Source organism: Roseobacter sp. EG26 (genome assembly GCF_049830555.1).
Taxonomy (GTDB): Bacteria; Pseudomonadota; Alphaproteobacteria; order Rhodobacterales; family Rhodobacteraceae; genus Roseobacter.
Window position 1 is genome coordinate 259,565 of sequence record NZ_JBNBLH010000006.1, and the last position, 20,622, is coordinate 280,186.

The 20,622-nt window shown below is 57.9% G+C and carries 19 protein-coding genes; 4 read left to right on the plus strand and 15 right to left on the minus strand.

The window, feature by feature from the left end; translation table 11 throughout:
- Positions 1–51: 51 nt before the first annotated feature.
- From ACOTTU_RS15525 to ACOTTU_RS15550, 6 genes are all read right to left on the minus strand, one after another.
- Positions 52–1,299, minus strand: a complete 1,248-nt coding sequence (locus tag ACOTTU_RS15525) for a Na+/H+ antiporter NhaA (RefSeq protein WP_425659359.1) — start codon at positions 1,297–1,299, stop codon at positions 52–54.
- A 91-nt stretch (positions 1,300–1,390) separates the two neighbouring features.
- Positions 1,391–2,419, minus strand: a complete 1,029-nt coding sequence (locus ACOTTU_RS15530; protein WP_425659361.1) for a permease — start codon at positions 2,417–2,419, stop codon at positions 1,391–1,393.
- Complete coding sequence (locus tag ACOTTU_RS15535) at positions 2,412–2,756, minus strand: ArsR/SmtB family transcription factor (protein ID WP_425659363.1); 345 nt, start codon at positions 2,754–2,756, stop codon at positions 2,412–2,414. The genes ACOTTU_RS15530 and ACOTTU_RS15535 overlap by 8 nt, the downstream gene beginning before the upstream one ends.
- Positions 2,757–2,948: 192 nt before the next feature.
- On the minus strand, positions 2,949–6,281 hold the full coding sequence (carB, locus tag ACOTTU_RS15540; protein WP_425659365.1) for a carbamoyl-phosphate synthase large subunit: 3,333 nt from the start codon (positions 6,279–6,281) through the stop codon (positions 2,949–2,951).
- 181 nt (positions 6,282–6,462) lie between these two features.
- Entirely contained in the window at positions 6,463–7,092 is a 630-nt protein-coding gene (locus ACOTTU_RS15545) for a VPLPA-CTERM sorting domain-containing protein (protein WP_425659367.1), read from the minus strand.
- A gap of 185 nt (positions 7,093–7,277) precedes the next feature.
- On the minus strand, positions 7,278–8,036 hold the full coding sequence (locus ACOTTU_RS15550) for an alpha/beta fold hydrolase (protein WP_425659368.1): 759 nt from the start codon (positions 8,034–8,036) through the stop codon (positions 7,278–7,280).
- A 76-nt stretch (positions 8,037–8,112) separates the two neighbouring features.
- Here ACOTTU_RS15550 and ACOTTU_RS15555 point away from each other — a divergent pair, with 76 nt between their 5' ends.
- A complete protein-coding gene (locus ACOTTU_RS15555) occupies positions 8,113–8,487 on the plus strand; it encodes a hypothetical protein (RefSeq protein ID WP_425659370.1) in 375 nt (124 codons plus the stop codon).
- A gap of 367 nt (positions 8,488–8,854) precedes the next feature.
- Here the strand turns inward: ACOTTU_RS15555 and glyA are convergent, their stop codons facing one another.
- Positions 8,855–10,150: a serine hydroxymethyltransferase gene (gene glyA, locus ACOTTU_RS15560; protein ID WP_298914815.1), complete on the minus strand. Its 1,296-nt coding sequence runs from the start codon at positions 10,148–10,150 to the stop codon at positions 8,855–8,857.
- Positions 10,151–10,374: 224 nt separating this feature from the next.
- On the opposite strand from glyA, the gene ACOTTU_RS15565 reads away from it, so the two are divergent.
- Positions 10,375–11,136, plus strand: a complete 762-nt coding sequence (locus tag ACOTTU_RS15565) for an NAD kinase (RefSeq protein WP_425659372.1) — start codon at positions 10,375–10,377, stop codon at positions 11,134–11,136.
- Positions 11,133–12,362, plus strand: a complete 1,230-nt coding sequence (locus ACOTTU_RS15570; RefSeq protein WP_425659374.1) for a Coenzyme F420 hydrogenase/dehydrogenase, beta subunit C-terminal domain — start codon at positions 11,133–11,135, stop codon at positions 12,360–12,362. Before ACOTTU_RS15565 ends, ACOTTU_RS15570 begins: the two co-directional genes overlap by 4 nt.
- Before the next feature lie 10 nt (positions 12,363–12,372).
- Here the strand turns inward: ACOTTU_RS15570 and ACOTTU_RS15575 are convergent, their stop codons facing one another.
- From ACOTTU_RS15575 to ACOTTU_RS15585, 3 genes are read right to left on the minus strand one after another with little or no spacing between them, the layout of a single operon-like run.
- Entirely contained in the window at positions 12,373–12,930 is a 558-nt protein-coding gene (locus ACOTTU_RS15575; RefSeq protein WP_425659376.1) for an SCO family protein, read from the minus strand.
- Entirely contained in the window at positions 12,930–13,490 is a 561-nt protein-coding gene (locus ACOTTU_RS15580) for a hypothetical protein (RefSeq protein ID WP_425659378.1), read from the minus strand. The genes ACOTTU_RS15575 and ACOTTU_RS15580 overlap by 1 nt, the downstream gene beginning before the upstream one ends.
- Positions 13,490–13,933, minus strand: a complete 444-nt coding sequence (locus tag ACOTTU_RS15585) for a hypothetical protein (protein ID WP_298914828.1) — start codon at positions 13,931–13,933, stop codon at positions 13,490–13,492. Before ACOTTU_RS15585 ends, ACOTTU_RS15580 begins: the two co-directional genes overlap by 1 nt.
- Positions 13,934–14,114: 181 nt before the next feature.
- On the opposite strand from ACOTTU_RS15585, the gene ACOTTU_RS15590 reads away from it, so the two are divergent.
- The gene (locus ACOTTU_RS15590; protein ID WP_425659381.1) at positions 14,115–14,324 is read left to right on the plus strand and encodes a CsbD family protein; all 210 of its coding nucleotides are present in this window, start codon (positions 14,115–14,117) and stop codon (positions 14,322–14,324) included.
- A gap of 54 nt (positions 14,325–14,378) precedes the next feature.
- Here the strand turns inward: ACOTTU_RS15590 and ACOTTU_RS15595 are convergent, their stop codons facing one another.
- The 5 genes from ACOTTU_RS15595 to ACOTTU_RS15615 form a co-directional block, all read right to left on the minus strand.
- Complete coding sequence (locus tag ACOTTU_RS15595; RefSeq protein WP_425659383.1) at positions 14,379–15,302, minus strand: LysR family transcriptional regulator; 924 nt, start codon at positions 15,300–15,302, stop codon at positions 14,379–14,381.
- A 17-nt stretch (positions 15,303–15,319) separates the two neighbouring features.
- Positions 15,320–17,212 carry a propionyl-CoA synthetase gene (locus ACOTTU_RS15600; protein WP_425659385.1) on the minus strand — a complete coding sequence of 631 codons (1,893 nt, stop codon included), beginning with the start codon at positions 17,210–17,212 and terminating at the stop codon, positions 15,320–15,322.
- Positions 17,213–17,281: 69 nt separating this feature from the next.
- On the minus strand, positions 17,282–17,602 hold the full coding sequence (locus ACOTTU_RS15605; protein WP_298914839.1) for a hypothetical protein: 321 nt from the start codon (positions 17,600–17,602) through the stop codon (positions 17,282–17,284).
- 175 nt (positions 17,603–17,777) lie between these two features.
- The gene (locus tag ACOTTU_RS15610) at positions 17,778–18,032 is read right to left on the minus strand and encodes a hypothetical protein (protein ID WP_425659387.1); all 255 of its coding nucleotides are present in this window, start codon (positions 18,030–18,032) and stop codon (positions 17,778–17,780) included.
- A 140-nt stretch (positions 18,033–18,172) separates the two neighbouring features.
- Complete coding sequence (locus ACOTTU_RS15615; protein WP_298914844.1) at positions 18,173–20,446, minus strand: NADP-dependent malic enzyme; 2,274 nt, start codon at positions 20,444–20,446, stop codon at positions 18,173–18,175.
- Positions 20,447–20,622 lie beyond the last annotated feature (176 nt).

The window sequence follows — 20,622 nt, forward strand, 5'->3', positions numbered from 1 at the left end:
TTGCGAGTGGCGGGTTTTCGCCCGTCCAAGTCTGGCCAGCCTGTGTATCCTTCAACCCGGTTGTTTTTGAACGCGTAGCAGTATGCCGGCGATGATGCTCACAATCGCTGCGGCAAAGCTGAACAAGGCCCCCATTTTTGCGGCATCCTGAACGTCACCCGGTGCAAATGCCACTGAGGCGACGAAGAGAGAGACCGTGAAACCGATTGCCGCCACGCAGCCGATGACAATCAGGTCGACAGTGCGCATACCCTGGGGCAATCCCAGCCGCAGGGGGCCCGCTGCAATCCAGCCGAAGATCAATATGCCGACAGGTTTGCCGATGAGCAGACCGGCCAGGACCAGCCAAGTCGCGTCCCCGATGGAGGAAAACTGAACACCTGCATTCAGAAGGCCGAAGAAGAAGAGCACAATCTCAACCGGACCTTTGAGCCCATGTTCGATCTGGTTCAAAAGGTCGGTGAGGTATTTTTCGGCCTCGGCAAAAATCCCGAAGGCCCGATCCGCATGGGGAATTGTTGGAACAATTGGCAGCAGGCCAAGCGCAGGGTGCAGGCCGGATCGCATGAAGCCGTACCAACTCAGACAGGCAGCGATAAAGTAGGGCAGAAAATGCAACCTGGTACGGACCCAGGTTGACGTGGGGCGTGCCTGATTGCCACGGTCCAGACGGCGCGGCAGCCAGTTGGCGAGAAGGTAGACAGCGATGGCTGCCCCGGCAGAAAACAGCAACCACGTAGGTGCAAGCTCGCCCGAGGGGTAGAAAACCGCCAGGATGATGAGCCCGGCGGCGTCATCTGCAATCGCCAGAAGCAACAGGAACCGCACCGCCGGGTGGCCGGCACCAAAGACGATCCGACCCACCAGATAGGAAAACGCGATGTCTGTGGCGGTAGGTATCGCCCAGCCGTTTGCAACGGCATTATAGGTGTCCGACCCCAGCAGCAGTGCCAGGCCAAGGTAGACGGAGATCGGGCCAACCATACCGCCAAGCGTTGCAAACAAGGGAGTTGCCGCCTTTTTACCGCGCAAGGAGCCGTTTTTCAGAATGACGGCTTCCCAGACCTCCTTGGCTGCGATGGCGAAGAAGAATGCCATTAAAACATCGTTGACGAGGTAATGCAGGGTCAATGTGCGGTGGCCGTCATGCAGGTGTCCGATCGGCGCATGATCCCAGATTTTGAACTCAACGAAATGGTGATAGCTGTCGTAATCCAGGTTCGCCCACACCAACGCGATCAGCGCGCCGATGATCAGCAGAAGTGAATAGTTGGTCAGAAAGCTCCACACCCGATACATTGACGCCCCCCTGTCATTTCAACCTTGCTACGCGATGCGCGGGAGCTGATCAACGGGGGGACGAAATTGTGATATCGACGGAGGTGAGGGCTTATGCAATCGCCTGCCAGATCATGCCTGCGATGACAGATCCGATCAGCGCGTAACCCAGGTAGGCAAGGAAGACCTTCGGTTTCACCAGTGCCCAGACCGCAATGGCTGCGGGAATACAACTGACCCCACCGGCAATCACAAAGGACATGGCAGCACCGGGGGCCATACCCTGGGCCAGCAGGGCGTCAACCAGCGGTACGGCGGCGTAGCCGTTGAGGTATGCCGGGGCGCCGACCAATGCCCCCATGAGGATGGGCCAGATACCTTCGCCGCCCAACAAACCGGCAATCATCTCTGCGGGGACATAGGCGAGCATCATCGCCTCGATGACATATGCCAGCGTCAGCCATTTCAACAAGAAGAGGGCGTTTTCCAGCGCGGTGTCCTTGAACAGGGCGCTGCGCTCTGATGCCTGCCAGAACCGCCAGACCGGGGCCCCGCTGAAAGGTTCCTTGACGCCGCAGCACCCACCGACGGCGGGGCGTTCTCTCAGCGGGTTTGAAAACACCGGTGTGTTGGCAAAGAGCATTGTGCCAAAGCCGCCCAGGACACCGAGACCGATGGCGGACAGTGCTTTTGCCGTTGCAAACTCCCAGCCCAGAGTTCCGGATGTGATCGCGAACATTGCAGGGTCCATCAGGGGAGACGCCAGCCAGAAAGCCATGACAGCTCCCAGCGGCGCACCCACAGCCAGCAGCGCTGCAATGAAGGGGATCACTTCGCAGCTACAGAAGGGGGACAAGCCGCCCAGCAAGGCGGCCATCACGATCATGCGTGCCTGATTTCCTGAAAAGGCCTTGGCGAGGAGGTTTTCGGACCCGGATGCCTTGAGGTAGGCCACAGCGAGGACTGCAAAAAGAATGAAAGGCGCTGTACCTGCCAATGCTTCGATCAGAAAGGTGAGCGTTGGCGTGAACTGCGGAGTGTCGAAGACGGCAATTAGCAACAGAAGCGCCAGAGTGACACCCCATGCGTTGAGCTTGGGAAAACGGCGAGCGCTGTCTTGGGTATGGGTTGTATCAGCCATGATCGTGATCTCCACAGGGGGAAGGGCTGTCAGCACAGCATTCATTCAGCAGGAATTCCGAAAGGCCCTGCACCTCTTCATAGGCAATTGCAGCACAGATGATACTGCGCCCTTGTTTTGCCTGCGTGACCAATCCGGCGGATGCCAGTATTTTCATATGATGCGTCAGGGTAGACCCCGTGACGCCGGTTCGGGTGCCAAGCTCACCGATGCTGAGGCCTTCCGGCCCTGCACGGACTAGGCTCCGCAAAACAGCGAGGCGTTGTTCTGAGCCGAGTGCAGCAAAGCGCGCGGCAGCTATGGTGAGATCAAGATCTTCGGGTGTATTTATTTTCATGATTCTAGAAATATAGAATCAATGCTTCGCTGGCAAGAGACATTTCGATGAAATTCGAAATAATGATGATCGCCCTGATGGCTCAAAAAAATGCCGAGATCACAGCAATGGTGGGCGGGGTCGGCAGTGTTTCTTGGGTCGCCATCTCAATGATCAGGCCTGATCCTTCCTGGGCACCCCGCCCGGCGAACCCTATCCCTGCAGCGCCTTGACGCCGACATCACCGTCGGCCTGCGCGCGGATGGCGAGGGCAGCGGCATAGCTGCCGGCCGCGGTCGTGAAATAAGGTATCTTGTCGTAAAGCGCGATGGAGCGGATGGATTTGCTGTCCTCCACTGCCTGCGCGCCTTCGGTGGTGTTCATCACCAGATGAATGGCCTCGTCCTTCATCATGTCGGTCACGTCGGGGCGGCCCTCATAGACCTTGTTGACCACACCGCAGGCTAGTTTGTGATCTTCCAGCCATTTGGCGGTGCCGCGGGTTGCGACCAGCGAGAAGCCCTGATCAAGCAGGATACGTGCGGCAGAGAGCATGTCGTCGGTTTTATCCGCATCCTTGATCGACAGGAATGCGCACCCCTTGGAAGGCAGGATCGTGCCTGCGCCCATCTGCGCCTTGAGGAAAGCGCGCGGGAAATCGCGGTCCCATCCCATGACCTCGCCGGTGGAGCGCATTTCGGGGCCCAAAAGCGTGTCCACGCCCGGAAAACGGGCGAAGGGCAGCACGGCCTCCTTGACCGAAAACCACGGCATGTTCGGATCGGCCAGCGTCATCGGATCGCCCAGGGGCAGGGTGGCCTCATAGGCGGCATCGGCGTCATAGGGGGCGCGCTGCGGGAAATTGCTGAGCGGTTCACCGGCCATGATGCGCGCCGCAATCGAGGCAATGGCCGAATCCGTGGCCTTGGCGACAAAGGGCACGGTGCGCGAGGCACGCGGATTGACCTCGATGAGGAAAATCTCGCCGTCCTTGATGGCGAACTGGATGTTCATCAGCCCCACAACGTTCAGCGCCTTTGCCAGCGCGTGGGTCTGGGTTTCGATCTCTGCTATCACATCGCGGGGCAGCGAATAGGGGGGCAGGGAGCAGGCGCTGTCGCCGGAATGCACGCCCGCCTCCTCGATGTGCTGCATGATCCCGGCCACATGGACGTGTTCACCGTCACAAAGCGCGTCCACATCCAGTTCAACCGCCCCGGCCAGATAGCTGTCAAGCAGCACGGGGCTGTCGCCCGACACCACCACGGCGCTGGTGATGTAGCGTTCCAGACTGGCCTGATCGCGCACGATTTCCATCGCGCGCCCGCCCAGCACGTAAGACGGGCGGATGACCAGGGGAAAGCCGATATCCTTTGCAATTTCAAGCGCTTCGGCGTCGGAATGGGCAATGCCGTTATTGGGTTGTTTCAGGCCAAGCCCCTGAACCAATTGCTGGAACCGCTCGCGGTCTTCGGCCAGATCAATGGCGTCGGGGGTGGTGCCGAGAATGGGGATGCCCTCTTCGTGCAGAGCCTGCGCGATCTTGAGCGGCGTCTGTCCGCCGAACTGCACGATCACCCCGTGCAGGGTGCCGTTTTCCTGCTCGACCCGCAGGATTTCCATGACATGTTCGAAGGTGAGCGGTTCGAAATAGAGCCGGTCGGAGGTGTCATAATCGGTGGAAACTGTTTCGGGATTGCAGTTGACCATGATCGTCTCATAGCCCGCATCCGTCAGTGCGTAGCAGGCATGGCAGCAGCAATAGTCAAATTCGATCCCCTGACCGATGCGGTTGGGACCACCGCCCAGAATGACGACTTTCTTGCGGTCGGACGGGCGCGCTTCGCACTCGACCTCGCCAAAAACCGGGGCTTCATAGGTGGAGTACATATAAGGCGTTTGCGCCTCGAATTCGGCTGCACAGGTGTCGATGCGCTTGAAGACAGCAGTCACGCCTTCGGCATGGCGGGTCTTGCGAACCTCACTCTCGGTTTTGCCCGAAAGCTCGGCTAGGCGAGCGTCGGTGAAACCCATCATCTTGAGGTGTCGCAGACCGGCGGCATCGCGCGGCAGCCCGTTCATGTGGACCTGCGCCTCAGCCTGGATGATCTCGCGGATACGGGCGAGGAACCACGGGTCGAACATGGTCACCGCGTGGATATCTTCGTCGCTCATGCCGTGGCGCATGGCCTGTGCGATCGTACGCAGCCGGTCAGGGGTCTGCTGGCTGATTGCCTTGACAATGGCCGCGGTGTCAGGCGCGCCGGGGATGTCAATCTCGTTGAAACCGGTCAGCCCCTCTTCCATGGAAGCCAGCGCCTTTTGCATGGATTCGTGGATCGTGCGGCCAATCGACATGGCCTCGCCGACAGATTTCATTGCGGTGGTGAGGTCCGGCGTGGAGCCGGGGAATTTCTCAAAGGCGAATTTCGGGATTTTGGTGACGACATAATCAATGGTCGGCTCAAATGACGCCGGCGTGACCTTGGTGATATCATTGTCAAGCTCATCCAGCATGTAGCCCACCGCAAGTTTTGCGGCGATCTTGGCAATCGGAAATCCTGTCGCCTTGGAGGCCAGCGCAGAGGAGCGGCTGACCCGTGGGTTCATTTCAATCACCACCATGCGACCGTCTTCAGGGTTCACCGCCCATTGCACGTTGGAACCACCGGTCTCCACGCCGATCTCGCGCAGCACTGCGATGGAGTGATTGCGCATAATCTGGTATTCTTTGTCCGTGAGCGTCAACGCAGGGGCCACGGTGATGCTATCGCCGGTGTGCACGCCCATCGGGTCTACGTTTTCGATGGAGCAAACGATGATGGCGTTGTCGGCAGTGTCGCGCACCACCTCCATCTCGTATTCCTTCCAGCCCAGAAGGGATTCATCAACGAGGATTTGCCCCACGGGTGAAGCATCCATACCGGACCGGCAGATCGCCTCGTAGTCATCGCGGTTGTAGGCCACGCCACCACCGGTACCGCCCATGGTGAATGCCGGGCGAATGATCGCTGGCAGTCCGACCTCTTCCAAGGTTTCAAGGGCGATCGCCACACCTGCGGCCAGATCCTTCTTGCCGTTTTCATCTTTCGGGGCGGTGACAATGGCAGCTTTGGGGTTTTCAATGCCCAGCCGGTCCATCGCTTCGCGAAAGAGCTTGCGGTCCTCGGCCATCTCGATGGCGTCGCGTTTGGCCCCGATCATCTCGACGTTGAACGTGTCCAGGACACCCATTTCTTCAAGCGCCAACGATGTGTTGAGACCGGTCTGCCCGCCCATCGTCGGCAGCAATGCGTCGGGACGTTCTTTTTCAATGATCTTTGCCACCATCTCGGGCGTGATGGGCTCGATATAGGTGGCATCCGCAAGGCCCGGGTCGGTCATGATCGTCGCGGGGTTGGAGTTGACCAGAATGACCCGGTATCCCTCCTCCTTGAGTGCCTTGCAGGCCTGAGCGCCGGAGTAGTCGAATTCGCAGGCCTGTCCGATCACGATGGGGCCAGCTCCGATGATCATGATGGAATTGATATCGGTTCTCTTTGGCATGATCAGGCCCCTTATCTTCTGGACACGCCCGTGTGTCCAAATTGTCCTGCGTTATAGGCAAGCGCGGGCGCTGCGCAAGGGGGGAATGACGCTGTGGGCAGGATAATGGAAGACAATACGCACAGACGATAAAAAGGCGACCGCATCAGGGTCGCCTACGCCATCCTTTTTGGGATGTATCTCAGGATTTCTTGCGACGCCGCATCACGCCGAAACCAGCAAGAGCGGTGCCCAACAGCATCATGGAGGCGGGGATTGGCACAGGCGACACATCTACCAGTTCCACATCGTCGAGAGATATGGTGGTTTCGTCATTTGGTACGTCGTCCTGTACAAAAAACTGTGGTTGCGAACCACCGCCAATGCCACCCGGAAACCCGCCAAACGACCCGAACCGCAGGCGGTCAAGGGGAATGCCCGCAAATGTACGCGGTGTGAAAACCTGCGGTACATTCAAGACGTTCAGCGCTTCGGAGATAACTTCCTTATCATCCAGGAAACCTGTCACGGTGACAACATCGCCAAACAATTTGTCGGTGCTCAGTTCAACCGATTTGAATTCGAAAGGTTTGTCCAGAGACACAACTTCAAAAAACGAGACAGTCGTGTCCGAGAAAGAAGCGAGGTTGACTTTGATGTCGCCGTCATCCGACCCAAACGCAGCATTCTGAGCTCTGAACTCGACGCCTGCGGATTCAGCACCCTGCACGCTGTCGGCAATGGAGAAACGTTGAAAATTAAGGGATGACGCAGCCACGGCTGCCGTCAGGCCAAGCCCGGCAGTAAGTACAAGTGTGAACAAGTTCTTCATAAATCCCTCACCAACGAAATCACCAAAAAACTGACATTACGCATTACAGAAGACTCCAAAAACACGAAAAATGCAAGAAATTTGATAAAAACTTATTGAATTACAGTGTATTTAGCCGTTTTCAACGCCGCAATGGCACCTGTTGATAACTATTGTTCTCAACTGCGAAACAGTGATCGCCAAGACTAGTCCAGTTTGAAAAAAGCTCTCAGCGCTGCTTCAAACTCACGCGGTTTATCCGCGTGAAGCCAGTGACCGGCAGCTGGCAGTTTTGCAAAACGCGCAGTTGGAAAGAGTTTTTTGATGATGGGGCGGTGTTCTGGGGTGACGTAGTCGGAGTCCGCCCCGGTCAAGAATAACGTTGGCTTGTCGAACTGGCCAGCGATCTGCGGAAAGGAGAGTATCTTGTCCATTTCCTCGGCAAGTACGTCCAGATTCAAGCGCCAGCGTTTAGCGTTATGGTCGAGAGACTGTGTAAAGAAACTCTGCAACGCGGGTTCGACACCCAATTCTGCAAGTTGCTTCTCTGCATCTGACCGGCGTGTGATCTGCGTCAGATCAACGCCGCGCATTGCAGTGATGAATTGTATCTGGCTGTGGGTATAGGCTACCGGGGCAATATCACCGACGACCAATCGTTCGACCAGCTGAGGGTTTTCCAAGGCCAACACCATGGCGGCCTTGCCCCCCATGGAATGCCCGACAACATGTACGGGGCCGCCGATCTTCTCGATCATTTCTGCCAGATCACCGGCCATATCGGCATAGGTGTGTGTCGGTTTCCAGTCGCTGTAGCCATGGTTGCGCTGATCAACGGTGATCACATGCGCCACGTCGGACAGGCGTTTGGCGATGGCCCCCCAGTTTCGTCCGGACCCGTAAAGACCGTGAACGATCAAAACCTTTGGCGCATCTTTGGCACCGAATTCATAGGAGTTCAGCATGCGTAAGGGCTAGCGGATTCGATCCTCATCTGCCAGCCCTATTGCGCCGGATCGACCGGGATGGTTAGGTTTTGCTATGAAATCACCTGACGATATAGAACAGATGGCGCAGGCGCTGAAAGACGCGATGCAAAAGCACCTGGGCGTTAAAGGGCGCAATCTCGAACACGCGGTTCGAAAGGCCGGACGTCGCCTGCCCAAGAAGTTGCGGGCCCCTGCAAGGCTGATGGTTCAGGCAGAAGCCGTCAGCGGCAATCTAAAGCTCTTGCGGCAGCTTGATACAAGTAAGATTGAGAGTGCCTATGCAGACCTTTCTGCGCATCTGTCAGCGATTGATCGTGCTGCCGAAAGGCGCGCGCGCATGCTGTCAGTGCTGGCGGTCATAGCTTTCAACCTGATCATTGTTTTTGCCGCCTGGGTGATCTGGCTGAAGGCGCGCGGTTCTATCTGAATGTCAGTCAAAACCCGATCCTAACGGATGCGCGCCACCCCGATACCTTAAAAGTAACCCGGAAAACCGGATGCCTTAGTCGCCAGATGAACAATTGGCCGTTCACCATGCCGCCATTGCAGGCATCAGGAGTTTCGGCCGCAAAACGGCGCTATAGCGTTTCGACTTTACGTTGGATCGCTTGTTCGCGGCTTCTCCCTTCGGTGACACGCGAAAAGCGATGTTCGATGTCTCAAGGTAAAGTCGAAATGCTGTAGTATTTCATATTTGTCGTTTGGAGACGTCAGCCGATTGCCACGTTGCTGCCAAATGAAACGCCCCCAAGGGGAAACCCAGGGGGCGCTCTCATTGCAAAAGAAGATGGTGGTCAGAGGTTTGGATACATTGGAAAACGCGCGCAAAGCTCCGCAACTTCGGCCTTGACCTTCTCTTCGACCGCCGCGTTGCCTTCTTCGCCGTTGGCCGCAAGCCCGTCGACAACTTCGATGATCCAATCCGCGATCTGGCGGAATTCGGGTTCGCCAAATCCGCGCGTGGTTCCGGCGGGGCTGCCCAGACGAATGCCCGAGGTGATGGTTGGTTTTTCTGGATCGAAAGGCACGCCGTTTTTGTTGCAGGTGATATGCGCCCGGCCCAGAGCCTTTTCGGTGGCGTTCCCTTTGACGCCCTTGGGGCGCAAGTCAACCAGCAGCACGTGCGTGTCGGTGCCATGGGTGACCGTGTCCAGCCCGCCCTTGATCAGTTGATCGCTGAGGGCTTGCGCATTGGCGATGACCTGCTTGATGTAGTCCTTGAATTCCGGGCGCAACGCTTCGCCAAAGGCAACGGCTTTGCCGGCGATGACATGCATCAGGGGGCCGCCCTGAATGCCGGGGAAGATGGCTGAATTGAATTTCTTCGCCAGCGCCTCGTCATTGGTCAGGATCATCCCACCGCGCGGGCCCCGCAAAGTCTTATGCGTTGTCGTTGTGGCCACATGGGCATGCGGGAAGGGGCTGGGGTGTTCACCCGCCGCTACGAGGCCTGCGAAATGTGCCATGTCCACATGCAGATAAGCGCCCACCATATCGGCAATCTCGCGCATGCGGGCAAAGTCGATCTGGCGCGGAATGGCGGAGCCGCCCGCGATGATCATCTTGGGTTGGTGTTCTTTGGCGAGCGCTTCGACCTGATCGTAATCGAGCAGATTGTCTTGTTGGCGCACGCCGTATTGCACCGCATTGAACCACTTGCCCGATTGGTTGGGACGCGCGCCATGGGTCAGGTGACCGCCCGCATCCAGGCTCATGCCGAGGATCGTGTCACCGGGCTGCAACAGCGCCTGAAATACCCCTTGGTTGGCTTGCGAGCCGGAGTTCGGCTGCACATTTGCAAACCCGCATTCAAAGAGCTTGCAAGCCCGCTCTATCGCCAATTCCTCTGCAATATCAACATATTGACAGCCACCATAATAGCGTCGGCCAGGGTAGCCTTCGGCATATTTATTGGTCATGATGGAGCCCTGCGCCTCCAGCACGGCCGCTGAGACGATGTTTTCCGAGGCGATCAGTTCAATCTCGTCGCGCTGACGGCCCAATTCCTTGGTGATCGACCCGAAAATTTCAGGATCACTGTCAGCCAGTCTGGCCGTAAAGAAACCGGGGGTTCGGTGGGGGGCATTCATAGGTCGTCTCCCTGTCAAAAAGAGCGTTGATTTGCCGCTGCGTAACGGAAACCGCAAAGGGGTAAAAGATGGTAAAGCGACGCATGGCGGGGTCAGTGCGTCGTTCTAGCGTTTTGGCAAAGACCCGCGCAAGACCGGGCAAAGGCAAAACAGACGTGATGCGCTGGTCAGCGGATCGGATATGTGTTTGTTTTGGGACGCAAAGTGCTTGATCGGAAACATTGATGCCGCAGAAAATCGCCTTTACCGCCAGCCGCGCGGATGTCGCCCAAACTGCGCGGGCGGCGTTGATCACGCGCTATGGCGACGTGGAGCTTCAGGAGGCGGAGGTGATCGTGGCGCTGGGCGGTGATGGCTTCATGTTGCAAACACTGCACGATGTGCAGCCCCTGGGCAAACCGGTCTACGGCATGAACCGGGGCACCATCGGCTTTCTGATGAACACCTATTCCGAAATTGACCTGCCAGAACGGCTTGCCGCCGCAGAAGAGGCGGAACTCAACCCGCTGAGCATGACGGCGACGCGCGCGGATGGCACGTTGGCCAAGGCGCTGGCCATAAATGAAGTTTCGCTGCTGCGCGCCGGCCCACAGGCAGCCAAGCTGAAGATCACGGTGGACGGGCGCGTGCGCATGGCCGAACTGGTCTGTGACGGGGCGCTGGTGGCCACGCCCGCAGGGTCAACGGCCTATAACTACTCCGCGCATGGTCCGATCATCCCGATCGGCTCGGAAGTGCTGGCGCTGACCGCGATGAGCGCGTTTCGTCCGCGTCGGTGGCGCGGTGCGCTGCTGCCCAAACACGCGGTTGTGCAGATCGACGTGCTGGAGGCGGAAAAACGCCCCGTCATGGCTGAAGCGGATGCCAATTCGGTCACGGATGTCACCTGCGTGGAGATCAAATCCGACCCAAGCGTGGTGCACCGCATTCTGTTTGATCCCGGTCACGGGCTCGAAGAACGGTTGATCAACGAGCAGTTTACATGATCCAGACACCCTCCGTCGGTCCCGCTGCCCCGCGCGGGCTGTGCACCGACTGTGGCGTGTCGCGCATGAAAGATGCCAAAGCCTGCGGGCGGGCCTGTCAATTCATCGCGCCGGATTATCCGCTGCTGGAAACGCAGGTGCACGGGCGCAGGCGCGGGCCGGGGGATGAGCGCTTTTTCGGGCCGTTTCAGGCCATGTACCGGGCCGAAATGATCCCTGCAAAAAGTGGCGCGCAATGGAGCGGCATCACCACGTCGCTGGCAGCACATCTGCTGGACGCGGGCAAGGTGCAGGCGGTTTTGACGATGGTGCCGGATGCGCAGGATCGCTGGCGACCGAAACCGGCGTTGATCACCCAAGCCGCGGACATGGCGCAGGCGCGGGGCATGCGGATGGGCTATGCGCCGCTACTGGCGTTGCTGGAAAACGCGCAGGAACAAGGGTTTACCCGAATTGCGGTGATCGGCATTCCCTGCCAGATTTATGCCTTGCGCGCCTTGGAGAAAGACCTGGGGCTGGACCGGCTCTATGTGATTGGTACACCCTGTTCGGACAACACCACCACAGAGAATTTCCACCATTTTCTGGGCCTGCTGGAAGATGCGCCGGAGACGATCACCTATCTGGAATTTCGCGCCGATTACCGGGTGGAGTTGCGTTATCGGGACGGGCGCAAGAGGCTTATCCCCTTTCTGGCGCTGCCGCTGTCAAACCTGCCTTCGGATTTCTTCCCGCTGACCTGCCGGACCTGCGTGGATTACACCAACGTGCTGGCCGATATCACGGTCGGTTACATGGGCGGGACGGGCGCACAATGGGTGCTTGTGCGCAACGACCGGGGGGCGGAAATGCTGGCCGGACTTGGCGATAAGGTCGCACTTGGCGCGCCGGATAACGCCGGGAAGCGTGCAAATGCCGTCAAGGGGTTCATCGCCAATACCAAACGCGCGGCGGGCGGGCTGCCCCTGCGGCGCATGCCGGACTGGCTGCGCCCGATTGTGAGCTGGTTGCAACCGCGCCTTGGCCCGAGGGGGCTGGAATTTGCGCGCGCGCGCGTGGAGATGAAAGCCGCTGAGACCGTTCTGCATCTGCGCCGGGAAGAGCCTTCCAAGATGAAGAACATGATCCCTGAGCATGTCTGGGACATTGTTGCGCCCTACGGGTTGACGCATCGGACAAACGAAAGCCCAGCATCGCGGGGCGATACCGGGCAATCACCTGACTGATAATCTGCCCCTAGCTTTGCGGGACAACATACCCGCGCACAATTTCCACTGTGCGTTCTGTGTCCAGTATCGGCGGAAGCAGCGTCAGCATCTCTCCGTCACTGTCCAGCAGATGGATGAAACTGCCATGCGCGTATATCCAGCCGTATTCCGGGTCTTGAAACAGGGGGGTAACCTCGACTGAGAACGCCTTGTAGGCAGTGTTCAGCGCTTCTTCGTCACCGGTGAGTCCGATAAAGTCCGGATGGATTTCCGCCAGCGGAGCGCCCATCGTTTCCACTCGGTCCTGATCCGGTGCGACGGTAATCATGACGGGCGTGATCTCGATCCCTTCATCGGCCAGCGCATCGACGACCTGAGCCATCAGCGGCAAGGCCGCCGAGCAGATGTTCAGACAATTGGCGTACCCAAAGAACAATAGCTGCGCGTTATCACCAGGATCAGCCTGCGTGCGGGTCTGCCCATGCTGATCCGTCAGCTCGTAGGGCCCACCAAGATCAAAGGGCAGGGGCGCTTCGGCCTGCACGGCGGACCCGGCAAAAAGGGAAAGTAGAAGGGCGCGCCACATCAGAAATTTTCTTCCGCATAGGTTGCATCTTCTTCGAGGCCCAGACCCAGATAGCCCTCTATGCCGATGATTTCCTTAATGCGCGGATCACGGCGAAACCACGGACCTTTGCCTTTGGCTTCGGGGTATTTCGCGGCCCATTTCTTGGTCCATTTATTGGCTTTTATCCAATCGGCATCCGCTGATTTGATGCGCTGAACAAGATAGACGTTGCTCGCACCCAAATCCTCATCTTCAAGCATCAATCCATCAACCTCGACGATCTGGTTGCAGAAAGGTGCCAGTTCTTCGGAAGCGCCGGTAAAGGCGGGCTGGCTGTTTTTCATCGCCAGGACCAATACGTCATCCGCGGTACGGACCAAACCCATTTGACGTGATCCTGCGCCGCAGTCATCAGAACAATCCCCGGTCAGCTCGCATAGTACATCGACAACACGTGCTTCAAACTTTGCGGGTACCTCGGCATAGAGGTTCCAGCTTTTGGCATTTGATCCTTCCGAGAAATCCTGAGCGGCAACAGGGGCCGCGACAAGAGCGAATAGCATTCCAAGTTTACGCATCATTTTGGCTCCGGAAATGAGAAGGAAGGAATGGTTCCGTAATCTTCATGGGTGCGGTTTTCGATATCGGCATCGCTGACCACTTCGTTGACGACGATGTAATTCTGCCCGTCGCGTTCATAGAGCATGCCATCGGCCGTAACCGTATGTGCCGCAAGGCTGAGTTGCGTGTCGCCACTGGCGGAGGCATCATCCTGCGCAATCTTGAGAACCATGTAGACGGTGCCGTCCTCGGCCAGAAGGCCGACGGGAATACCCCCTGCCGAACACCACAGCGCACAGGTGTGATGCGCCGAGCCCACAACGGCATCAGGCCCGCCCATAACACCGGAATAATAGCACCAGGTGTCGATGATCTCCCCCGTCACCTGGACGCGGGTGCCTTCACTGGCCCATCCGGGCAGTGCAAGCGAGGTTAAAAGCAGGGAAAGGGTCAGGCGCATAAATGGGTTCCTCCGAGACGTTGAGAAAAGCCTAGAGGGCGGCGTCGGATCGATCAATCAACGATTGTTAAACGGTCGATCACTTTTTGCGGAACCTTTCGGGAGCGCGATTTGTTGAGACGGCAAGAGCATATGATGCGCATGTGTTCGGTTAATCGGGATCAACGACAAGGAGAGACCCATGAACTGGAACATCATCAAAGGCAACTGGAAGCAACTGACCGGGACGGTTCAGTCGAAATGGGGTGAACTGACCGACGACGAGATTGATCAGGTGGCGGGAGACAGAGAACGCCTGACGGGTCTTATTCAGGAACGCTATGGCATCGCAAAAGACAAAGCAGAGCGCCAGATCGACGCTTTTGTTGCAGAGTATAAATCAGCCGCGTAATTTCCTCGTGGCGGTTGATTTTTTAAAAGGCGGTCCCCGCGCGGGGCCGCCTTTTTATAATCGGGAGGCTTGGCCTTGGTGGCTGAATGCCTGCGCTGTCTGCGCTGCAATTATCGCCGCCTTTGCAATGTGGCGGGCGCTTTGGTGTCTGTACCTGGCAGCGAAGTGCAGCGCGGAGGGTAGCCAAAGATTTTCCAGAGCCATCAGCTTGTCGGCAACCGCGCCGCGCTCGACCATGATGCGGGGCAGGAGGGCGACCCCCAGCCCGTCAGCCGCCATCTGCATGCAGGATGTCAGCGAACTTGAGGGCACAAAACAGGAGGTCTGTATCCCCAGCGACCGGGCGTGGTCCGCAAGCTCGTTGTAAGATTGCGTGTGCCGCGCATGGGTCAGGAGGCTGTGCCCCGTGAGCTCACTGACACAGTTTACCCCCGCAAGCGCCCGGGCCAAACCGCGCGCCGCTGCCCACACGTAAGGATAGTCGCCGATCACCACGTTGCCGCGCACATTTGAAGTGAAGGGCGCATTCTGTATGGTCAGATCAAGCGCGCGCTCCCCCAGGGACGTGTCAAGCTGCCGGGACAAATCAACGGTCAATTCGACGGTGAGCGATGGGTAAGCCTCTTTCAGATTCCGCAGATACTGATGCAGCCATGTGGCGGCGACAAGCTCGGTAACTCCCAACCGCAAGCGCCCTTCTACCAAATCTGCGCGCGCCGCGACTTCGGTGAGGATTTCCGCTTCATGAAGAACACGCCGCGCGACCTCAAGAATTTCGGCGCCTTTGTCGGTCAGGCGGACCGAACCTGCGTCGCGGTGCATCAAAACGATGTTCAACCTGCGCTCAAGCCCGGCGATGCGGGCGGAAACGTTGGGCTGTGTGGTATTGAGTTGTTGCGCGGCGCGGCGAAAACTGCCGAGGTCTGCCACCCAGACCAGTGCTTCAAGCTGCTTTAAACTGACTAGGTTTCCGATCATCTGCGCTGCATGTCAGCTCATTCTCTCGCGTAGCCAATGGTCTGCAATGCCGCCCTGATCTCGTCGAGAATAACAGGGTCATCAATTGTTGCAGGCATCTTGAACGTCTCGCCATCGGCGATCTTCACCACCGTGCCCCGCAGGATTTTGCCCGACCGGGTTTTGGGCAGACGGTCCACCACGAGAGCGTTTTTGAACGCGGCAACAGGCCCGATCCTTTCGCGCACCAGTTTGACGCATTCCGAAGTGATTTCATCATGCGGACGATTTACGCCACTGGTCAGGCAGACAAGACCGAGCGGCGATTGGCCCTTGAGCTTGTCCGAGACGCCAACAACGGCGCATTCGGCCACATCCGGGTGGGCGGCCAGAACCTCTTCCATCGCACCGGTGCTCAGGCGGTGCCCGGCGACATTGATCACATCATCTGTGCGCGCCATGATATAGAGGTAACCTTCCTCGTCGATCATGCCCGCATCGCCGGTCTCGTAAAAGCCGGGGAAGGTGGACAGATAGCTTTTGCGGAACCGGTCCGCCGCGTTCCACAGCGTCGGCAACGTGCCGGGCGGCAAGGGCAGTTTGATGGCGATGGCCCCCAATTCACCCGGTTTTTGCGGATGACCCGCTTCGTCGAGGATTTGCACGTCATAGCCGGGCATGGCCACGGTGGGTGAGCCGATCTTGACGGGCAGGGCTTCGAGACCGGCGGGGTTTCCGGCGATCGTGTAGCCTGTTTCCGTCTGCCACCAGTGATCGTAGACCGGCACGTCGAGAATTTCCTGCGCCCATTCGATGGTGTCAGGGTCCGCACGTTCGCCCGCCAGATAGAGCGCGCGCAGACCCGAAAGGTCGTATTTCTGCCGCTCAAGCCCCTTTGGGTCTTCTCGTTTTACGGCCCGGATTGCCGTCGGGGCCGTAAAGAAAGAACGCACGTTATGTTCCGATATGACGCGCCAAAAAGTGCCTGCATCTGGTGTCCCGACGGGCTTGCCCTCAAAGACAACGGTTGTGTTGCCATGGATGAGGGGCGCGTAGCAGATATAGCTGTGCCCAACGACCCAGCCAACATCTGATGCGGCCCAAAACACGTCACCGGGATCGACATTGTAGATGTTTTTCATCGTCCAATGGAGGGCGACCAGATGACCACCGGTCGGGCGCACAACACCTTTGGGCGCGCCTGTTGTTCCGGAGGTGTAGAGGACATAGACCGGGTGATTGCCTTCAACCGGGATACAATCTGCGGGTGCAGCGCCCTCTTGGGCTGCGTGCCAGTCCAGGTCACGTCCGGGGATCAATTCCGCCTGGTCCTGATCTCTTTGCAGGATTATGCAAACATCCGGTTTGTGGTTTGCAAACTCGATTGCGCCATCCAGAAGGGGCTTGTATTTCACAATGCGCCCGGGCTCGAGCCCACAGGAGGCCGCAAGGATTGCCTTGGGCTTACAATCGTCGATCCGCACGGCGAGTTCATTGGCGGCAAACCCGCCAAAAACCACCGAGTGAATCGCCCCGATGCGGGCGCATGCCAGCATCGCTTCCAACGCCTCGGGGATCATCGGCATATAGATGATGACACGATCCCCCTTGGTGACGCCCTGTGCCACCAACGCGCCCGCGAGTGATGCAACGCGATCTCTGAGTTCAGAATAAGTCAGACTGGATTTGGTGCCGGTGATAGGGCTGTCGTGAATGATCGCCGGTTGGTCTCCGCGCCCCGCCTCGACATGGCGATCGACGGCATTGTAACAGGTGTTGACCAACCCATCGGCAAACCATTCATAAAGGTCATCACCGCGATCAAAAAGCGCGCGACTTGGAGGGGTGACCCAATCAATAGCCTGTGCTGCCGTCATCCAGAAACTCTCCGGATCAGACAGGCTGGCCTGATAAACATCGCGATAGGTCATGGCGTTGTCTCCCCCTCTTGCTGTGGGTCCATGGTTAAGCCCAAGGCGAGGGGGAGAGCAAGGGTCCGGTCAGCCCGGGTTGCGGATAATCTCGCGGATTGGTGTTGCTGCGGCCCCTTCTACGGTACGCGCCGCGCTGGAATTCAGCACCCGCTTGGCCACTTCTTCACAATCGCCGGGGCGGGTTGTGTCACATCCCCAGGCTTTATTGTAGACGCGTACTTCGCCCGTCAGGACTGTCCGGCCTCTTTGCTGGAATTCCCGCGTAATTGTTTTGTAATCCTGGCCATAGACGCTGATGCTGCCGATCTGGTTGGCGGCAAATCCGGTCGAGGCGCTCATAATCAGGGCGGCGCCGAGGGCTAGGGAGGGTACATGTATCAGTTTCATTGTTAAGTCCTTTTCTTTGTTCAGGGTGCAAAGCATTGGACATCTGTGATCCTTCGCCGCCACCTGTACTGAGATGTAGGAGGCCGACGGGCGCATTGCGCGCGACGTGACAGTTTCTCGCCTGCAAGTGAACCGCCGTGAGGGTAACGGTTTGGCTTGACCCTTCCGCTATCCTCTAAAAAGGCAGCTCTTCCAAACCTCTGCGCACGGCAGCCTCACAATCCCCGGGACTGTTGATCCGGCACAGGTAATAAATACCGTCAACACGTGCGCTTGTGGTCTCGTAGGCGCCGTTCGGCCCCTCAATGGTCCGGGTTCGAAGCTGGTATGTATCACCGTCCACAACGATTGGACTGAAGGTTTCGTTGGAGACCGATGCGCAAGCGCTCAAAACGAAAAGGCTGATCAGTGTAGCCGATCTCTTCAACATCTCTGAACTTCCTTCCTGCTTGAAACCGCACCCCAATTTAGGGGTAATGTGAGGCGCTCAACAACCTCTAATTGAGCGCGGGAAGTTAATGGTTCTGATGCGCGGCCTTCCTGATGGCCATCATCGCATCTTGGGGGCCTTCAGCCGTAATGCGCAACGGGTGTGCCGGCAATTGCCGACATGTTTAACAGGCCGCGCGCGGTGATTGACGGGGATACGATATGCGCCCGGTTGCCCATCCCCATGAGGATGGGGCCAACCTCGAGGCCGCCGCCCTTCATCTTGAGGATATTGCGCACACCTGACGCTGCATCCGCATGGGCAAAGACCAGCACGTTCGCGGCGCCTTCCATGCGGTTTGCAGGCATGATCCGGGCGCGCAGTTCGGGATCAAGGGCTGTGTCAATGTTCATCTCACCTTCGTAACAGAAGTCGTAGTCGCCGCTATCGAGCAGCTTGATAGCGCCGCGCAATCGTCCACCGGTTCCTTCGCCCTGGTTGCCAAATTGAGATTGCGAGCAGAAAGCGATTTTGGGCTCGATGCCGAACCGCCGAACGTGCCGGGCAGCACCAATGGCAATTTCGGCGATTTGTTGTGGATCGGGGTGTAGATGAACCTGCGTATCCGCGACGAACAATGGTCCATCCTCAAGGATCATTAAAGACAATGCGCCAACTGGATTAAGTGTTTTATTTCCAAGTATTTGCTGGATGTAATTCAAGTGCCACCTGAACTCGCCAAATGTGCCGCAGATGACACTGTCGGCTTCTTCGCGATGCACCATCACGGCGGCAATTGCTGTCGTATTGGTACGCATGATTGCCCGTGCAAGATCGGGTGTCACGCCCCGGCGCGCCATCAGATCATGATAGCTTTCCCAGTAGTCGCGGTAGCGCGGATCGTTCTCGGGATTGACCAGATCGACATCTTTGCCCAGCCGGATGGTCAGCCCTGCCTTTTCGATGCGCCGCTCGATCACGTCGGGGCGACCGATGAGAATGGGGCGCTCCACCGTCTCTTCCAGCATGGCCTGGCTGGCGCGCAGGACACGCTCATCCTCGCCTTCCGCAAAGACGATCCGGCGCGGTGACGTGCGTGCGGCCTGAAAAACAGGGCGCATGAGCAGAGCGGATTTGAAGACAGACCCGTCGAGCTTTTGCCGGTAGGCTTCGAGATCGTCAATTGGACGCGTGGCCACTCCGGTTTCCATGGCGGCCTTGGCCACTGCGGAAGACACGACACCCACAAGGCGCGGATCAAAGGGCTTCGGGATCAAATAGTCCACACCAAATGTCAACTCTTCCCCCTGGTAGGCTGCGGCAGCTTCAGCGGAGGTTGTCGCACGGGCCAGTGCCGCGATCCCGTCAATACAAGCAAGCTGCATTTCATCGTTGATGGTGGTCGCCCCCACATCCAATGCGCCCCTGAAGATAAAGGGGAAGCACAGAACATTGTTCACCTGATTGGGAAAATCTGACCGCCCGGTTGCAATGATGGCCTCTGGTGCCACTTCTCGTGCGAGATCGGGCAGGATTTCCGGTGTCGGGTTGGCCAGCGCGAAGATGATGGGGCGGTCCGCCATCTTTTCAACCATCTCAGGCTTTAGGACTTTGGGACCGGAAAGCCCCAGGAACAAATCAGCATCGGGGATCACGTCATCCAATGTGCGCAGGTCCGATTTCTGGGCAAATTCCGATTTTATCGGGTTCATGTCGACTTCGCGGCCCTCGTAAACGAGACCATGAATGTCGCAAAGCCAGACGTTTTCGCGCTTTACACCGAGTTTCAGCAGCATGTTAAGGCAGGCGATGCCCGCAGCACCGCCCCCGGTGGACACAATTTTTATGCTGTCAAAACTTTTGCCCGCGACATGAAGGGCATTTTTCGCGGCGGCTCCGACCACGATGGCCGTGCCGTGCTGATCGTCGTGAAAGACCGGGATGTTCATGCGTTCGCGGCAAATGCGCTCTACCGTAAAGCAATCGGGTGCCTTGATATCTTCAAGATTGATCGCCCCGAAGGTCGGCCCCAGCGAGCACACGATATCGGCCAGTTTTTCCGGGTCGGATTCGTCCACTTCGATGTCAAAACAATCAATGCCTGCGAATTTCTTGAACAGGACGGCCTTGCCTTCCATGACCGGTTTTGAAGCCAGCGCGCCGATGTTGCCCAAGCCCAGAACGGCAGATCCGTTGCTGACGACCCCGACAAGGTTACCGCGCGCTGTGTAGCGTGAGGCCGTTGCTTCATCTTCCTTGATTTCGAGGCAGGCCTCTGCAACGCCCGGAGAATACGCCCTTGCCAAATCACGGCCATTGGCGAGCGGCTTGGTGGCGCGGATTTCAAGCTTCCCGGGTTTTGGAAATTCGTGATAATCAAGGGCTGCTTGACGCAGATTATTGTTGTCGGTCATGAAATGGGCGCCTCCTCCAGAGATAGTTTAGCATTAAACTACTCCTGCGGGGACGCCAAGGTGCTGTTTTGCGATGCATGCGCCGTGCCTGGCTGGTCGCAATAATTCGGCTTAGTCGGGCAGGGCCCGGTTGTCTTCGCGCATGTGCTGGCGCAGAGTTGCGCCAAGTGAACCGA

Coding starts and splice junctions, on each gene's coding strand:
- ACOTTU_RS15525 (WP_425659359.1), bottom strand. CDS start 1,299: ATGTATCGGGTGTGGAGCTTTCTGACCAACTATTCACTTCTGCTGATC.
- ACOTTU_RS15530 (WP_425659361.1), bottom strand. CDS start 2,419: ATGGCTGATACAACCCATACCCAAGACAGCGCTCGCCGTTTTCCCAAG.
- ACOTTU_RS15535 (WP_425659363.1), bottom strand. CDS start 2,756: ATGAAAATAAATACACCCGAAGATCTTGATCTCACCATAGCTGCCGCG.
- carB (WP_425659365.1), bottom strand. CDS start 6,281: ATGCCAAAGAGAACCGATATCAATTCCATCATGATCATCGGAGCTGGC.
- ACOTTU_RS15545 (WP_425659367.1), bottom strand. CDS start 7,092: ATGAAGAACTTGTTCACACTTGTACTTACTGCCGGGCTTGGCCTGACG.
- ACOTTU_RS15550 (WP_425659368.1), bottom strand. CDS start 8,036: ATGCTGAACTCCTATGAATTCGGTGCCAAAGATGCGCCAAAGGTTTTG.
- ACOTTU_RS15555 (WP_425659370.1), top strand. CDS start 8,113: ATGAAATCACCTGACGATATAGAACAGATGGCGCAGGCGCTGAAAGAC.
- glyA (WP_298914815.1), bottom strand. CDS start 10,150: ATGAATGCCCCCCACCGAACCCCCGGTTTCTTTACGGCCAGACTGGCT.
- ACOTTU_RS15565 (WP_425659372.1), top strand. CDS start 10,375: ATGCCGCAGAAAATCGCCTTTACCGCCAGCCGCGCGGATGTCGCCCAA.
- ACOTTU_RS15570 (WP_425659374.1), top strand. CDS start 11,133: ATGATCCAGACACCCTCCGTCGGTCCCGCTGCCCCGCGCGGGCTGTGC.
- ACOTTU_RS15575 (WP_425659376.1), bottom strand. CDS start 12,930: ATGTGGCGCGCCCTTCTACTTTCCCTTTTTGCCGGGTCCGCCGTGCAG.
- ACOTTU_RS15580 (WP_425659378.1), bottom strand. CDS start 13,490: ATGCGTAAACTTGGAATGCTATTCGCTCTTGTCGCGGCCCCTGTTGCC.
- ACOTTU_RS15585 (WP_298914828.1), bottom strand. CDS start 13,933: ATGCGCCTGACCCTTTCCCTGCTTTTAACCTCGCTTGCACTGCCCGGA.
- ACOTTU_RS15590 (WP_425659381.1), top strand. CDS start 14,115: ATGAACTGGAACATCATCAAAGGCAACTGGAAGCAACTGACCGGGACG.
- ACOTTU_RS15595 (WP_425659383.1), bottom strand. CDS start 15,302: ATGATCGGAAACCTAGTCAGTTTAAAGCAGCTTGAAGCACTGGTCTGG.
- ACOTTU_RS15600 (WP_425659385.1), bottom strand. CDS start 17,212: ATGACCTATCGCGATGTTTATCAGGCCAGCCTGTCTGATCCGGAGAGT.
- ACOTTU_RS15605 (WP_298914839.1), bottom strand. CDS start 17,602: ATGAAACTGATACATGTACCCTCCCTAGCCCTCGGCGCCGCCCTGATT.
- ACOTTU_RS15610 (WP_425659387.1), bottom strand. CDS start 18,032: ATGTTGAAGAGATCGGCTACACTGATCAGCCTTTTCGTTTTGAGCGCT.
- ACOTTU_RS15615 (WP_298914844.1), bottom strand. CDS start 20,446: ATGACCGACAACAATAATCTGCGTCAAGCAGCCCTTGATTATCACGAA.